14 protein-coding genes are annotated in these 13,959 nt (G+C 60.5%); 11 read left to right on the top strand and 3 right to left on the bottom strand.

What is annotated here, in order from left to right:
* Positions 1–96: 96 nt before the first annotated feature.
* Positions 97–1,308, top strand: coding sequence for an ABC transporter substrate-binding protein (locus AC1RLZ_RS27870; protein ID WP_493191332.1), 1,212 nt, complete (start codon positions 97–99; stop codon positions 1,306–1,308).
* 18 nt (positions 1,309–1,326) lie between these two features.
* Here the strand turns inward: AC1RLZ_RS27870 and AC1RLZ_RS27865 are convergent, their stop codons facing one another.
* The gene (locus AC1RLZ_RS27865) at positions 1,327–2,976 is read right to left on the bottom strand and encodes a sigma-54 interaction domain-containing protein (protein ID WP_493191286.1); all 1,650 of its coding nucleotides are present in this window, start codon (positions 2,974–2,976) and stop codon (positions 1,327–1,329) included.
* A gap of 175 nt (positions 2,977–3,151) precedes the next feature.
* Here AC1RLZ_RS27865 and AC1RLZ_RS27860 point away from each other — a divergent pair, with 175 nt between their 5' ends.
* The 10 genes from AC1RLZ_RS27860 to AC1RLZ_RS27815 are packed head-to-tail and all read left to right on the top strand — an operon-like array spanning position 3,152 to position 13,167.
* Positions 3,152–4,825 carry a class I adenylate-forming enzyme family protein gene (locus tag AC1RLZ_RS27860; protein ID WP_493191285.1) on the top strand — a complete coding sequence of 558 codons (1,674 nt, stop codon included), beginning with the start codon at positions 3,152–3,154 and terminating at the stop codon, positions 4,823–4,825.
* A 27-nt stretch (positions 4,826–4,852) separates the two neighbouring features.
* A complete protein-coding gene (locus AC1RLZ_RS27855) occupies positions 4,853–5,965 on the top strand; it encodes a CaiB/BaiF CoA transferase family protein (protein WP_493191284.1) in 1,113 nt (370 codons plus the stop codon).
* A 10-nt stretch (positions 5,966–5,975) separates the two neighbouring features.
* Entirely contained in the window at positions 5,976–6,968 is a 993-nt protein-coding gene (locus AC1RLZ_RS27850) for an NADPH:quinone oxidoreductase family protein (RefSeq protein ID WP_493191283.1), read from the top strand.
* 4 nt (positions 6,969–6,972) lie between these two features.
* Positions 6,973–8,202, top strand: coding sequence for a CaiB/BaiF CoA transferase family protein (locus AC1RLZ_RS27845; RefSeq protein ID WP_493191282.1), 1,230 nt, complete (start codon positions 6,973–6,975; stop codon positions 8,200–8,202).
* Positions 8,203–8,232: 30 nt separating this feature from the next.
* Positions 8,233–9,012, top strand: a complete 780-nt coding sequence (locus AC1RLZ_RS27840) for an enoyl-CoA hydratase-related protein (RefSeq protein WP_493191281.1) — start codon at positions 8,233–8,235, stop codon at positions 9,010–9,012.
* A 2-nt stretch (positions 9,013–9,014) separates the two neighbouring features.
* Complete coding sequence (locus tag AC1RLZ_RS27835; protein WP_493191280.1) at positions 9,015–9,782, top strand: enoyl-CoA hydratase/isomerase family protein; 768 nt, start codon at positions 9,015–9,017, stop codon at positions 9,780–9,782.
* Positions 9,775–10,482 (top strand): SDR family NAD(P)-dependent oxidoreductase, encoded by a 708-nt coding sequence (locus AC1RLZ_RS27830; RefSeq protein WP_493191279.1) that lies wholly within the window; start codon positions 9,775–9,777, stop codon positions 10,480–10,482. The genes AC1RLZ_RS27835 and AC1RLZ_RS27830 overlap by 8 nt, the downstream gene beginning before the upstream one ends.
* Positions 10,483–11,649, top strand: coding sequence for an acyl-CoA dehydrogenase family protein (locus tag AC1RLZ_RS27825; RefSeq protein ID WP_493191278.1), 1,167 nt, complete (start codon positions 10,483–10,485; stop codon positions 11,647–11,649).
* Complete coding sequence (locus AC1RLZ_RS27820) at positions 11,646–12,527, top strand: 3-hydroxyacyl-CoA dehydrogenase family protein (protein WP_493191277.1); 882 nt, start codon at positions 11,646–11,648, stop codon at positions 12,525–12,527. The genes AC1RLZ_RS27825 and AC1RLZ_RS27820 overlap by 4 nt, the downstream gene beginning before the upstream one ends.
* Positions 12,528–12,531: 4 nt before the next feature.
* Positions 12,532–13,167 carry a 3-hydroxyacyl-CoA dehydrogenase family protein gene (locus AC1RLZ_RS27815; protein WP_493191276.1) on the top strand — a complete coding sequence of 212 codons (636 nt, stop codon included), beginning with the start codon at positions 12,532–12,534 and terminating at the stop codon, positions 13,165–13,167.
* Positions 13,168–13,213: 46 nt separating this feature from the next.
* On the opposite strand, the gene AC1RLZ_RS27810 is transcribed toward AC1RLZ_RS27815, so the two are convergent.
* The gene (locus tag AC1RLZ_RS27810; protein WP_493191275.1) at positions 13,214–13,600 is read right to left on the bottom strand and encodes a hypothetical protein; all 387 of its coding nucleotides are present in this window, start codon (positions 13,598–13,600) and stop codon (positions 13,214–13,216) included.
* Positions 13,601–13,633: 33 nt separating this feature from the next.
* Entirely contained in the window at positions 13,634–13,819 is a 186-nt protein-coding gene (locus AC1RLZ_RS27805) for a hypothetical protein (RefSeq protein ID WP_493191274.1), read from the bottom strand.
* Positions 13,820–13,959 lie beyond the last annotated feature (140 nt).

Genomic DNA, 13,959 nt, shown 5'->3' with positions numbered 1-13,959 from the left:
GGAGCCGACCCCGTAGATTCAAATCAGAAATGGTGTTGGCACCGGTCTTGCTCAAAAAGCATAAACGAAGAACCGTTTCACGAGGGGAGAATAGAAATGAAATTGTGCGCCGCAGCGGCTACCGTGCTTTGGCTAGTGGGATCGACGCTTCCAGGACAAGCGCAGATTTCCAATGACGTCGTCAAGATTGGCGTGATGGACGATATGTCTGGACCCTACGCTGATATTCAGGGGCCCGGCGATGTCGTCGCAGTGAAGCTGGCGGTCGAGGATTTCGGCGGCAACGTGAACGGCAAGCCGATCGAAGTGATTTCCGGAGACTTGCAGAACAAGGCGGATGTCGGGCTGTCGATCGCGAGGCGTTGGTATGACGTCGAGAGCGTCGATGTCATCATGGGGCTCGGAAATTCGGCGGTCGCGCTGGCCGTGCAGGGCATCACCCCGGAAAAGAACCGTATCGCAATAACAACGTCGGCAGGCTCGACGCTGCTGACAGGCAAGAACTGCTCCCCGCTCGGAATGCATTGGGTCTACGACACCTACGCTTTGGCCAACGGCACGGCGAGCGCAATCATGGCGAAGGGAGGCGGTGAAAGTTGGTTCTTCATTACCGCGGATTACGCGTTCGGGCATGCGCTCGAGGCGGACACGTCTGCGGTCGTGAAAAGGAAGGGTGGCAAGGTCCTCGGGGCCGTGCGCGCACCATTGAATTCGTCGGACTTCTCGTCATTCCTTTTGCAGGCGCAGTCTTCGAAGGCGCAGGTTATTGGGCTCGCCAATGCAGGAGCCGATACCATCAATGCCATCAAGAATGCTTCAGATTTTGGAATCGTTGCGGGCGGACAGAAGCTGGCCGGCATGCTCGTGCTATTGACCGACATTCGCTCGCTCGGCCTCAATGCAGCTCAAGGCCTCATGTTCACGGAAGCGTTTTATTGGGATCAGAACGATGAGACGCGGGCATTCTCAAAGCGCTTCGCGGAGCGTCACGGCAAACCACCAACCTCCTTCCAGGCAGGTATTTACAGTGCAGCGATGCATTACCTGAAGGGCGTCAAGGAAGCCGGTACGGATGAAGCCAAAGCGGTCGTGGCATCGATGAAGAAGATTCCGGTCAATGACTTCATGACCAAGAATGGCAGCATCCGCGACGACGGACGCATGATGCGCGATATGTATCTGCTTCAGGCAAAGAAGCCGGCCGAATCCAAGGGAGAGTGGGATCTGATGACTGTGGCGGCTACGATTCCTGCCGAGCAGGCGTTTCGCTCTCTTGCCGACAGCGACTGTCCACTCATTAAGAAGTAACCGGGACGGATCGGACGATCAGTTCGTCCGATCCATTTCCGCCAGCTTCCTGTAAAGGAACGACCGCGAAATCCCGAGTGCGGCGGCGGCCTTCTTTTTGTTACCGTTGCAGGCTGCGATAGCGTCGCGGATCTCCTCGCTCTGGATATCGGCGACGATATCTTTCAATTCGCGCGGAGCCTGTGCTTCACTTTGGTCCGGCAGCTTTGATGGGCGGACAGGCCTGTGCGGCATTTCCGATAGATCGGCTACGTCGATCGTGCTGCCGTCAGAGAACGCAAAGGCGCGCTCGACCTCGTGCTGGAGCTGTCGAATGTTGCCCGGCCAGGCGCGCTCACCGAGTTCCACCAGTGCATCCGCGCTGAAAGTCGGCATCGGACGCGCATGACGGTAGGCAATATCCCGCAGAAATTTGTTCGCCAGCGCCGGGATGTCTTCGAGCCGTTCCCGCAACGGGGGCAATTTGATGATGATAGGCGATATCCGATAGAATAGATCGAGACGAAAACCGCCGTTCTCGACCAAGACGGCCAAATCCTTATTGGTTGCTGAAACGAGCCGGAAGTCGACTGCCTGAGGCTTGTCGCCGCCTATACGCTCGACGATACGGTCCTGAAGCACGCGCAACAGCTTTGCCTGCACGTCCAGCGGCATGTCGCCGATTTCATCGAGAAAGATGGTGCCGCCGTTGGCCTGCTCGAACTTCCCCTTGCGGCCTTTCTTGTCAGCACCTGTAAAGGCGCCGGCTTCGTAGCCGAAAAGCTCCGATTCCACGAGGTTCGGCGGGAGAGCCGCGGCGTTCACGTTGACCATGGTCTGGTCGCGACGCGGGCTGAGTTGGTGCAGCGCATGCGCGACGAGTTCTTTGCCCGTGCCACTCTCTCCGCGGATCAGTACTGAAATTTCCAGCGGAGCAATCTTGACGATCTGCGATCGGAGTCGTTGGACTGCAGCGCTGGTACCGATAATGGCTTCGAGGCCGCAGGCGCGCGATTTGAGCGAATCGCTCTCGCGCTTGTAGAACTCGATCTCGCCTTCAAGCGCCTTGATCCGGCGGCTCAACGCCTCGACTTGCTTCGGGCCTTTGAACATCACGCGGCCGATAGCGCCGATGACCTTCCCGTCTCGCTTCAGGGGAACGCGTGCCACCACACGTTCCGATCCTCGCATCTTCTGGATGGCACCGATGTCGGATTTGCCCGTTGCGACCACTTCATGGAGCCGAGTGTTGTCGATAACACTTTCGACGGGACGTCCATTTCCTTCGCCGGGCTTCAGGCCGAAAAATGCCTCATGCACCGGTGAGAGATAGACCAAGTTGGCCTTTTCATCGACGACCGTCATCGCTTCGAACGGGTCTGTCAGCAAGTGTTCGAAGACTTCCCAAGAAAACTCGACACCCGCAATGAAGTTGAGCAATGCGTGGCCGGGAGCTTCGCTCAGGAGCATTATTTCGCCCTGACCTGCACGCATGAGCAGGACGACGAAAGTCTTTCGTTCGAGATTGAGAATGGTGATTCGGCGGTCACGCGCTTCTTCCATCCACGCCTGGTCGGAGGCGAGAGAGCGTACGCGCGGATCCGAAGCGACGCCGACTGCCGCTACGGGGCGGCTGGTCGCATCAAAAATTGCCACGCCGGCAATTGCTACTGGAGTTGTCTTCGACATTTCCTCTGTGTCCTTCTTGAGGACAACGTGAGCACAGCCACGGCTGCTCGGCAAGGAAATTTGCTTTTGGCGAAGACTCTTCGAACAAGGTCGAACTTCGGCGCCGTTCTCAATCGCCTGTTTTCAGCGGTTATTTGAATTCTCTAAGAATCTGGCACGGCTGTTGCTCAATCCAATGCAGCAGCTCGACTATCGAGGCTTCGTGAGAATGCTGCATTGCGAGATTGGGATGAAACCTTACCTAACGCTCCACCATCCGAACCAGGCGAGGCGCTACTACAGCGAGCAGCTATGGTGTGAGGACACGTTTTACAGTTTGCTCGCACGACATGCCGCAGAGCGACCTGATGCCGTTGCGTTGCAGGATGCTGGCCGATCGCTGACATGGAGTGAACTCAAGAGCTGGTCGGACGGCGTTGCCGCAAACTTACGGGAATACGGACTTGTCGGCGGCGATCGCGTGATGATGTGGCTGTCCAATCGCGTTGAGGCGGTCGTGACCTTCCTCGCATGTGCACGCGAAGGCATTTCCTGCAACCCGTCGGTTCACAAAACCCACACATGCGCCGAGGTAGGAAGTCTACTGACGACGCTGTCGGCTCGTGCGCTTTTGACGGAAGAGGGCTGGGGGGCCGATCGAGCGACGGCAGACTTCGACTCGGTTCTTGTCAGAATTCCCAGTCTACGTGTGGTCTATACGCCGCAAACCTTCCCGAAACCTGCGAGCAATCACACACAGCCCTGCACTGATCCAGACAAGGTCGTCTACCTTGCATTCACGTCAGGTACGACCGGATCGCCGAAATGCGTGATGCATTCGGACAACACGTTGCTGGCCAACGCGCGTGATCTGGTGCGCGACTGGAATCACGGTCAGGACACGGTGCTGTTGTCATTATCGCCGTTGTCGCACCATATCGCTTGGGTTGGGATTGCACAGTGGCTGCTCTCAGGTGGGCGCTTCGTCACGGCTGATCCGCCGCCCGGAATGAGCCGTCTCGACTGGATCGAGGCTACCGGTGCCAACTATGTGCTTGGTGTGCCCACTCACGCGATGGATATCCTCGGGGAACAGCAGGCCTCCGGTCGGAAAACGTTCGGCCGCGTCGCTACATTTTACATGGCGGGCGCACCGATCCCACCCAGCGTCGCGTCTGCGTTCCTGAGCCAAGGTGTGCGACCGCAGAACGTCTATGGCATGACGGAGAACTCCTCGCACCAGTACACGCACCCCAACGACGACGTAACTACAGTGGTCAACTCCTGCGGAAGGGGCGGGAGAGCCTATGAAGTGCGACTGTTCGATCCAGCCGATGCTGACAAGGAGGTAGGTCCCGGAGAGGTCGGTCATATCGGCGGAAGGGGCGCAGCATTGATGCTCGGCTACCTCGATAATCAGACGGCCACTGAGACCAGCTTCAATAGTGCCGGATGGTTCATGTCTGGTGATCTCGGAATCATGGATACGAATGGCGACCTTCGTATTGAGGGAAGGCTGAAAGATCTCATTATTCGCGGTGGCCACAACATCTATCCATCTCACATCGAGGCGATCGCGGTTCGCCATATGGAAGCGGGACGTGTCGCAGCATTCCCGGTGGCCGATGATCGCCTTGGCGAACGCGTTTGTATCGCTGTGTCCGGAGCGGTCAGACCGGATGAATTGCTCGATCATCTGCGACGTGGCGGGCTCTCGAAATACGACATGCCAGAATACTTCCTGCGCGTGGATGAGTTTCCGATGACCGCGAGCGGGAAGATCCTCAAGCGCGAGCTCGTATTACAGGTACAACGCAATCAACTTCATCCGGAGCCGATCCAATCCAAGATTGCAGCACGTAGCGCGTGATCAGTAGCAACAAAAAGACAAAATGAAATGCGGCCTCTCGAGGATATTCGCGTACTTGATTTCAGTACACTTCTGCCCGGGCCCTTTGCGAGCTTGATGCTGGCGGAGGCCGGTGCTCAGGTCGTAAAGATCGAACGCCCCGGCCGCGGCGACGAGATGCGGAGCTACACCCCGAAGTTCGGCGAGGACAGCGTGAACTTTGCGTTGCTGAATGCCGGCAAGCAGAGCGTAGCGATCGATCTGAAGTCGGAATCTGCCGTCGCACAATTGCGGCCACTCATCGCAGAAGCGGACATCGTGATCGAGCAGTTTCGCCCCGGTGTGATGGATCGTCTCGGTCTGGGCTACGAAGCGTTAAGAGCGATAAATCCGCGGCTGATTTACTGTGCGATCAGCGGCTGGGGGCAGAGCGGTCCGAAGGCGATGATCGCCGCGCACGACCTGAACTATCTCGCCGAGTCCGGTATCCTCGGGCTGAGCACTGGCGCGGACGGCGCGCCAGCGATCCCTCCGGTCCTGATCGCAGATCTAGCCGGTGGCGCGTACCCCGCGGTGACCAACATTCTTCTAGCGCTGCGCCGTCGGGACCAGACGGGCGAAGGCGCCTATCTGGACATTGCCATGGGCGAGAACCTGCTGGCGCTGGCCTATTGGGGGCTCGGCAGCGGCTTCGCTGCAGGCGACTGGCCCGGCGGAAGTGATGCGCTGGTGACCGGCGGCAGCCCCCGCTATCAGATATATCGCACGAAGGATGACCGCTTCCTCGCTGCGGCGCCGATCGAAGACAAATTTTGGGACAATTTCTGTTCGATCATCGGGCTCGATCTCGCGATGCGTGAGCCGACGGCGGACGAGGGCGCGGCCATAGACGCGGTCGGCGAGATCATCTCCAGCAAGACCGCTTACGAATGGACCTCGCTATTTGCAGGCAAGGATGTCTGCTGCTCGATCGTAGTGACCCTGAAGGATGCGGTCTCTGATCCGCACATCGCCGCACGCGGACTACTGTCACGCAAGATCACCGTCGAAGGCCGCTCGATCCCGGCACTGCCTGTGCCGCTTGTCTCGCAGTTCCGCGGTTCGAACGAGGCCTCGCCGCCGCACCTCGGTGCCGACACGGCCCAGATGTTGAAGAAGTAGGACGATCCCGATGAAGGCTTTCCAGGTCGTCGAGCACGGCGCACCGTCCATTCTGAAGTTCAACGAACTCCCGGATCTTGCGCCGGGCGCCAGCCAGATCCGGGTCGGTATCAAGGCAGCCGGCATCAACTTCCCCGACGTGCTGGTGGTTTCGGGCAAGTATCAGGTGCTGCCGGAACGGCCCTTCTCGCCTGGCAAGGACTTCGCCGGCGTTGTGCTGGACGTCGGTGCGAACGTGACACGTTTCGCGCCCGGCGATCGCGTGCTCTGCCACGTCGAATATGGCGGGTTCGCCGAGCAAGCGCTGGTCACCGAGTATCAGGCGTTCGAGATGCCGGAAGGGCTTTCGTTCGTAGATGCTGCGGCGATGGGGCTCGTCTATCAGACCGCCTATCTGGCGCTGATTGACCGCGGTCAGTTGAAGGCGGGGCAGAGCGTGCTGGTGGGTGGCGCTGCGGGCGGCATAGGGTTGGCGACTGTCCAACTCGCGAAAGGCCTCGGCGCTACCGTCCTGGCGGCCGTGCGCAGCGACGAAGAGGCGACGCTGGTGCGGCAGAACGGCGCCGACCATGTCATCGATCTGCGAATTCCGGACATCCGCGAGAGCCTGCGTGCGCAAGTCCACGCGATAACCGATGGCGCCGGCGTCGATATCGTGATTGATCCGCTCGGCGGTGATTTTTTGGGTGCGGCGTTGCGGGCGATGGCTTGGTGCGGGCGCCTCGTCGTGATCGGCTTCGCTGCTGGCGACATTCCGAGCGTCAAGGTCAACTATCTTCTGGTGAAGAACATTTCGATCACCGGTCTGCAGTGGAGCGATTACCGCGATCGTGCGCCATCCCGCATCGACGAGGTGCAGAACGACATTTTCAAACTGTGGCGCGCCGGTGCGGTGAAGCCGCACATCATGGAGGAGTTCCCATTCCGTGAATTGCCCGGCGCACTCGAGATGATCGAGCAGGGCAGGATACGCGGCAAAGCCGTCATCGTAATGGATAAATAGAACCATGGGCGTGATCGAGACCAAGGCCGACCGGAAGACTGCGATTCCGGCGGATGCCTTACCGCTGATAGCGACGGGGCGCGGGTACGCGCTGCTTGACGGCGTGCGGGTCGTCGATCTCACAACGTCGATAGCGGGCCCTTCGGCGACGATGCTGTTGGCCGACATGGGCGCTGAGGTCGTAAAGGTCGAGCGCCCGAAGGGCGGCGACGACGCGCGTGCCTGGGGCCCTCCGTTCCTCGACGGCGAGTCGTTTTGGTTCTCCAGCGTCAACCGGAACAAGATGAGCGTGGCGCTCGACTTCTCTAATGCCGAAGGGCTCGACGTGCTGAACCGTCTGGTGCGGACAGCCGACGTGGTCGTCGTCAATTTTCCGCCGCGGGTCGCACGGAAGTTGAAGGTCGATCCGGTGACGCTGCATGCCGTGCGTCCGGATCTCGTCTACGTGTCGATCACAGGCTTCGGACTCTCCGGAGAGCGTGCCGACTGGACCTGCTACGACCTCATTGCTGAAGGCTATTCCGGCATCATGGACATCACCGGCGAGGCTGGCGGAGAGCCGCAGAAAATCGGCGCGCCGGCCGCCGACATGCTGGCAGGGCAAGACGCTGCCTTCGGCGCCGTTTCGGCGCTGTTCGACCGGCAACGTACCGGCAAGGGGCACGTCGTCGATGTCGCATTGGTGGAGTCGATGACACGGTTCCTGGGATGTCGGATCATGCCGTATCTGGCATCCGGCGAGGTGCCGACGCGGTCGGGCGTACGGGACAGCGTCATCGCGATCTATCAGGCCTTCGATACCGCCGACTATCCGATCACGCTCGGGCTCGGCAACGACAACCTCTGGCAGCGCTTCTGGGAAGCCGTCGGAGAGCCGGGCGCCGCCCATGAAGAGGGGCTTCGGAGCAACATCGACTGCCGTGCCCGACGCGACGAAATCGTCGCGCGCATCGCAACGATGCTCCGCAAAAAGCCGCGCGAACACTGGCTCGCTCTTTTCAGTGCAGCACGCGTGCCATCCGGCCCCATCAACAGCGTGGATCAGGTGATTGCCGACGAGGCTTTGCTCTCGCGAGGTATGTTCTACCGTGTCGCCGGCGATGACGGACTTCTGGTGCCGCAGGTCGGCACGGGCATCGTGGTCGATGGCATTCCGAACGTTCCACGCAGCGCGCCGCCGCGGCTCGGCAAACACAACGACGTTGTGCTGCGCGATCTGCCCAGCGCTCTGTGAAATCAAGAACCTCTGGAAAGGAAACGAACCATGGCCTTCAGCACCATCCTGTACGAAGAAGACGGTCCGATCGGCAGCATCACATTGAACCGCCCGGACGACGGCAACATGTTCACCGTCGACATGTGTCACGAAATCCGCGACTGCATCAACGACATCCGTCGCGAGACGCGCACGCGCGTGATCGTCATCACCGGTGCCGGTGACCGGTTTTTCTGTATCGGCGGCCGCAAAGAAGGCATGGAGAAAACCATCCTGTACGCAGGTGTGCTGCCTACACTCGAGATGTACGAAGCCATCGATCGGCTACAGAAGCCAGTGATCGCCAGCGTCAACGGTTTCGCCGTCGGTGGCGGCAACGTGCTTCAGGTGGTCTGCGATCTCACGATCGCCAAGGAAAGCGCTGTGTTCCGGCAGGTCGGCCCGATGATGGGCTCGTTCGATGCCGGCTACGGGACCTGGTACCTCGAAGACCTCGTCGGGAAGAAGAAGGCGAAGGAGATGTGGTTCCGCAATCCCAAGATCACTGCTGCCGAGGCGCTGGAGATCGGCCTGATCAACAAGGTCGTCCCGGACGACAAGCTGAAGGAAGAAACCCGCAAGTTCGCTCTCGAGGTCGCAGATCGCGGTCCCTTCGCACTGGCCTCGATCAAGGGCGCCTTCAACGCCCGTCATGGCGGCGTTTCGGGTCTCGCGCGGGTCTCGCACGACCTGCTGCTGCGGCCATACCTCGACACCGACGAGAGCCACGAAATGTCGGCGTCCTTTGCCGAGAAACGCAAACCCGACAGCAGCAAGTTCGGGAAGTAGCCATGCCGGTCGAACTCACGACCCTCGAGGACTGCGCGCTGCTGCGGCTCAACCGTCCGGAAGCTCTGAACGCGCTGTCCTTCGGCGTGCTCAAGGAGATCTCCGACGCAGTGACAGAGGTGGCGACGTGGAAGGTGCGGGCGCTGATCGTCACCGGCGCCGGCGAGAAGGCGTTCTGCGCCGGGGCGGACATCAAGGAGCTTGGCGGTCGATCCATGATCGAGTGTAAGCGCGGAGCCGAGCTCGGCCAGGCCGCGTTTGCCAAGCTCGATCGGCTGCCCTTCGCATCCGTCGCCGCCATCAACGGTTTCGCGTTCGGCGGCGGTCTGGAACTGGCTCTTGCTTGCACGTTCCGCATCGGCACGCCGACCGTGAAGCTCGGTCTTCCAGAGATCAAGCTCGGCCTGATCCCGGGCTACGGCGGGACACAGCGGCTGCCGCGCCTGATCGGAGAGGCGCGGGCGATGGAGATGATCATGCTTGGCCGTACCATCGCGGCCGAGGAGGCCGTGCGCATCGGCCTGTTGCACCGGATCGTCGATGGCAACGTCGTCGATGCGGCGCTCGCGTTCGCGCATGAGTTCTCGTCCTACAGCCTGCTGGCGCAGCAATTCGCCCGCGAGGCCGTGTCGCGCGCTCTGGACGTACCGATCCACGAGGGGCTGAAAATCGAGGCCGACCTCTCGACCTTGGCCTATAGCACTGCCGACGCCGTCGAGGGCATGGCGGCGTTCACCGAAAAGCGGAAGGCGGAGTTCAAGGATGCGTGACGGACAGATCATCGTCACCGGCGCTAGCCGGGGCATCGGAGAGTCGATCGTGCGTGAGCTGGATTGCCGCGGGTTCGCGGTCGCCGGACTGTCACGTAGTGGCACGTGCGTCGCTGGCATCGGCTATGCCTGCGACATGACCGATGAAAAAGCCATCGCGGATGCGATCGCCAAGGTGGCAACGAAAGGACCTATCATCGGTCTCGTCAACAACGCCGGAGCGCACGAAGGAAGGCGCAGCGCTGAACTCTCGCTCTTGGACTTCGAGACCACGATGCGCTTGAACGCATCCGCGGTGATGGTCGCTTGCCGCGAGACCTACCCTCACCTGAAGTCGGCGGGGGATGCGCTAATCGTCAATATCGGATCGTTCTTCGACAAGCTGGCGGTGGTCGAAAACCTCGCTTACTGCGCATCGAAGGCTGCGGTCGGCGCCATCACGCGCTGCCTCGCCGCCGAGTGGGCGAGGGATGACATCCGCGTCCTCGACGTAGCGCCTGGTTATATCGAAACCGATCTGAATCGCGACTTTCTCGCCAGCGAGAAGATCCAGGCATGGCTGAAGCGGCGTGTGCCGGCCGGTCGGGCTGGCTCACCTGAGGAAGTGGCGAAGCTCGTCGGCGCGCTCTATGCCGAAAATATCGCCTTTCTGACTGGCGAAACCATTTACATCGACGGCGGCCAGGGAGCCAACCACTAAATGTCCATCTTCGAACAACTCGAACGTGATCGGATTTGGGGCGAGGACGACAAGCTCATTCTGTCGCAGGTCGATCGGCTCTGCGCTGAGGTGATCGGTCCGAACGCCGAACACACTGACGCGACCGGCGAATTCCCGTGGAAGAACGTGAAGGCGATAAACGAGCTCGGCCTCAATGGCATCTTCATTCCCGAGGAGTTCGGCGGCGCCCGGATGTCGTTTCGTCTCTATCTGCAGATCGTGCAGCGGATCTCAGAAGCTTGCGCGTCGACCGGTATCATCTACGCGACGAACTTCCATGCCATGAAGCCGCTGATCGAGTTCGGCACGCCCGAGCAGAAACAGCGGCTGCTACCGTGTATCGCGGAAGGAGGCCTGGCATCGCTGGCGATCACCGAAGAATCCGCCGGGTCCGATGCGACGGGCATGAAGACGCGCTTCACAGCGGACGGCGATGATATCGTGATCGACGGCTCCAAGCTCTTCATCACCAACGGCGACGTCGCTGACCGGATCCTTCTGTTTGGCAAGTTTGCGGGTATCGAGGACGCGAAGAAGGCGATCTCCGTGCTGGTGCTGGAGAAGGGCGCTCCCGGATTTGAAGTAGTGCGGCTCGAAGACAAGATGGGTCACCGCGGTTCGTCGACAGCATCCCTCCGTTTCGACGGCGTTCGGGTACCGCGAGCCAATCTGATCGGCGACCCCGGCGACGGCCTGCGCATCCTTCTGGCGTCGCTGAACCGCTCGCGGCCAAGCGTGGCTGCACATGCGATGGGTATTGCCATGGCCGCCTTCAATGACATGACGGCGTACATGAACGAGCGACGCCAATCCGGTCGCCGCATCGTCGAGTTCCAGGGCAACCAGTTCATGCTGGCGGACCTGGCGACCGACCTCGCCATGACTTGCAACTGGATCGACTACCTTGCAGGGATGATCGACGCCGGCGCGAAGGACTTCGGCGTCGAGGCATCTATGGCGAAGATGCGCGCTTCCGATCTCGCCATGCGCGCGAGCACCGAAGCGGTGCAGATGTTCGGCGGCTACGGATACTGCCGCGACTATCGCGTCGAGCGCCTGATGCGCGACGCTAAGATCACGCAGATATGGGAGGGCACCAACCAGGTGCACCGCCAACTCATTGGCAGGAGCTTCGCAGCGAAATGACGAAAGCAATCAAGACGGTCGGCGTCTGCGGCGCCGCAGGGACAATGGGAGCGGGTATCGCGCTGGTCGCGGCGCGCGCCGGCTTCCGCACTATCTCCTATGACATGAAGAGCGACGCCCTCGAACGCGCCGCTAAGCAGTCCGCCGCGTTCCTCGACAAATCGGTAGCGCGCGGCAAGTTGGATGCGGCCAAGCGTGACGCCATCGTCGGCGCGATGTCGCACACAACGGATATCGCAGAACTTGGCGGCTGCGATCTCGTCATCGAGGCGGTGTTTGAGGATCTCACCACCAAGCGCGATCTGATGAAGCGACTCGATGCGGTGTGCGCCGATGACGTGATATTTGCGTCGAACACGTCAACGCTTTCGATCACGGAGATCGCGTCCGGATCGAAGTTGCCTGGCCGCGTAGTAGGCATGCATTTCTGCTTGCCGGCGCAGTTGATGAAGTTGATCGAGATGTCGCCCGGCATTCTCACCTCGGATGACACGTTCAAGATGGTCTGGGACTGGACTAAGGCCTGTGGGCAGATCCCCGTGAAGACGCAGGACAAGCCGGGCTTCATCCTCAACGCGCTTCTGGTGCCGTTCAATAATGATGCGATCCGCGTCGTGGAAGCTGGCGTCGCCAGCGCCGTCGATGTCGACAAGGCTATCAAGGTGGGGCTCGGCTACAAGATGGGGCCGCTCGAACTGATCGATCTGATCGGTCTCGATACCCAGGTTCGTCTCTGCGAGGCCTTCTATCCCATCACGCTTGATCCACGTGCGGCGACGCCTCCGCTGCTGAAGCGCATGGTGGCCGCGGGCCTGCTCGGACGAAAGTCGGGGCGTGGTTTTTTCGACTACGAAGGCAACGCGATGTTTGGAGCTTGATCCGATGACCTATGCAGTGATTCAGAACGGCTCGAGCCGTTCCTTCCCCGATGGCGACGCATTTATCGCCGCAGCGGGCGCGCCGGAGAATGCCGACATCATAATTCTATGCGGCGTAAAATTCGTGCCGGATGCCGACAGGACGGCTATCCTGATCGAACTGGGAAACGAAAGTCTGGCCGAGCATATCGGTGATGACTGCGACCAGACCAACGTCCTTGGCTTGGCGCGCTATCGCAACGGCGACGATGCTCCGTCCAAGCTCGTCGAGCTCGTCCGTCCGGCATCGGCTTCCGACGTGGCGGTCGCCGCGGCCACCGAGACGTTGACGAATGCGGGTCTGGAGGTCGTTGTTTCGGCTGATCAGATCGGTCGCATCATCAACCGTCTCGTCGTCCCGAAATACAACGCCGCCCTACGTTTTCTCGACGAGGGCCTGGCGACCCAGGTAGATATGGACCTCACATGCAAACTCGGCCTCGGCTACCCCGATGGTCCACTTGAACGCATTATCCGAGGGGGTATGGCACGCCATTACGACATCACCCATACTTTGTTCGACACCTACGGCGCTCCAGCCTATGCACCGCCCCGCCGTGCCATCGTCGGCTATCAACGCGAACGCCAGCGCAAGCCATAGGCCTGAGCTGTTGCTATCCTGAACGAGGGCAGGAGGCACTGAGTGATTAGGTGTCGATAGTCGGTCTATTGACGGGTACGACGAACCAGCCGCATGCCATCGCACCGACGGCACCCAGAGCAATCACCCAACCGAACGGCCACGGTGTGCCATCGCTGAACCATCCGACCAACGCAGATCCCAGGACGCCCATGCCGTACTGGGCAGCGCCGACGAGCGCGGAAACGGCGCCGGCGCGCTCGGGAAAGTTGGACAGTGCGGCCGAGATGGCATTGGCCACGATGAGTGCAGTCATGCTGTTGAGGACGAACAGCGGCACCGCCAGTCCTGCAAGGCCGCCCCAGCCGGACCATGCGTCGGCGGCTAGCCACAGTCCCGCCAGTGCAGCGATGGCGGTGCCTGCCTTCAGCAGCCTGTGACTGCCCCAGCGCATTACTAGGTCAGCGTTTTCGTGGTTCGAATCATATCAGGCGGCCTGGGCGAGTTTGTAGGACCAAGTGTGGATGACTGGATATCGATTGGCGTCCTCGATACCGGCCATGATGCGTTCCTTGAGTTCCTGTTTTGAGGTCACGCGGATGTGGTGCAGGACCGAGCGGGCGAACTTGGAGAAGAAGCCCTCGATGAGGTGGAGCCATAAGCCGTGCCGCACCGAACGTTATCGGCATCGACGACTGGGCGTGGCGGCGCAATCAGCGTTACGGGACTATCATCTGTGTCAATCGGCCCTTTAATTGCGATCTGTTGTCAAGCGCCCTTTAACCCGCCCTCAGCAAAACTTTAGCGCTCGCC

The sequence above is a fragment of the Tardiphaga sp. GW822-FHT04G09 genome, from assembly GCF_058800725.1.
Note: the sequence above shows the minus strand (reverse complement) of the source record. Positions and strands in the feature narration are given on the sequence as shown.

Excerpts from the sequence above, each read along its gene's own strand:
- AC1RLZ_RS27855 (WP_493191284.1), top strand. The coding sequence starts at position 4,853 with ATGCGGCCTCTCGAGGATATTCGCGTACTTGATTTCAGTACACTTCTG.
- AC1RLZ_RS27815 (WP_493191276.1), top strand. The coding sequence starts at position 12,532 with ATGACCTATGCAGTGATTCAGAACGGCTCGAGCCGTTCCTTCCCCGAT.
- AC1RLZ_RS27820 (WP_493191277.1), top strand. The coding sequence starts at position 11,646 with ATGACGAAAGCAATCAAGACGGTCGGCGTCTGCGGCGCCGCAGGGACA.
- AC1RLZ_RS27835 (WP_493191280.1), top strand. The coding sequence starts at position 9,015 with ATGCCGGTCGAACTCACGACCCTCGAGGACTGCGCGCTGCTGCGGCTC.
- AC1RLZ_RS27870 (WP_493191332.1), top strand. The coding sequence starts at position 97 with ATGAAATTGTGCGCCGCAGCGGCTACCGTGCTTTGGCTAGTGGGATCG.
- AC1RLZ_RS27860 (WP_493191285.1), top strand. The coding sequence starts at position 3,152 with ATGCAGCAGCTCGACTATCGAGGCTTCGTGAGAATGCTGCATTGCGAG.
- AC1RLZ_RS27830 (WP_493191279.1), top strand. The coding sequence starts at position 9,775 with ATGCGTGACGGACAGATCATCGTCACCGGCGCTAGCCGGGGCATCGGA.
- AC1RLZ_RS27825 (WP_493191278.1), top strand. The coding sequence starts at position 10,483 with ATGTCCATCTTCGAACAACTCGAACGTGATCGGATTTGGGGCGAGGAC.
- AC1RLZ_RS27810 (WP_493191275.1), bottom strand. The coding sequence starts at position 13,600 with ATGCGCTGGGGCAGTCACAGGCTGCTGAAGGCAGGCACCGCCATCGCT.
- AC1RLZ_RS27845 (WP_493191282.1), top strand. The coding sequence starts at position 6,973 with ATGGGCGTGATCGAGACCAAGGCCGACCGGAAGACTGCGATTCCGGCG.
- AC1RLZ_RS27840 (WP_493191281.1), top strand. The coding sequence starts at position 8,233 with ATGGCCTTCAGCACCATCCTGTACGAAGAAGACGGTCCGATCGGCAGC.
- AC1RLZ_RS27850 (WP_493191283.1), top strand. The coding sequence starts at position 5,976 with ATGAAGGCTTTCCAGGTCGTCGAGCACGGCGCACCGTCCATTCTGAAG.
- AC1RLZ_RS27865 (WP_493191286.1), bottom strand. The coding sequence starts at position 2,976 with ATGTCGAAGACAACTCCAGTAGCAATTGCCGGCGTGGCAATTTTTGAT.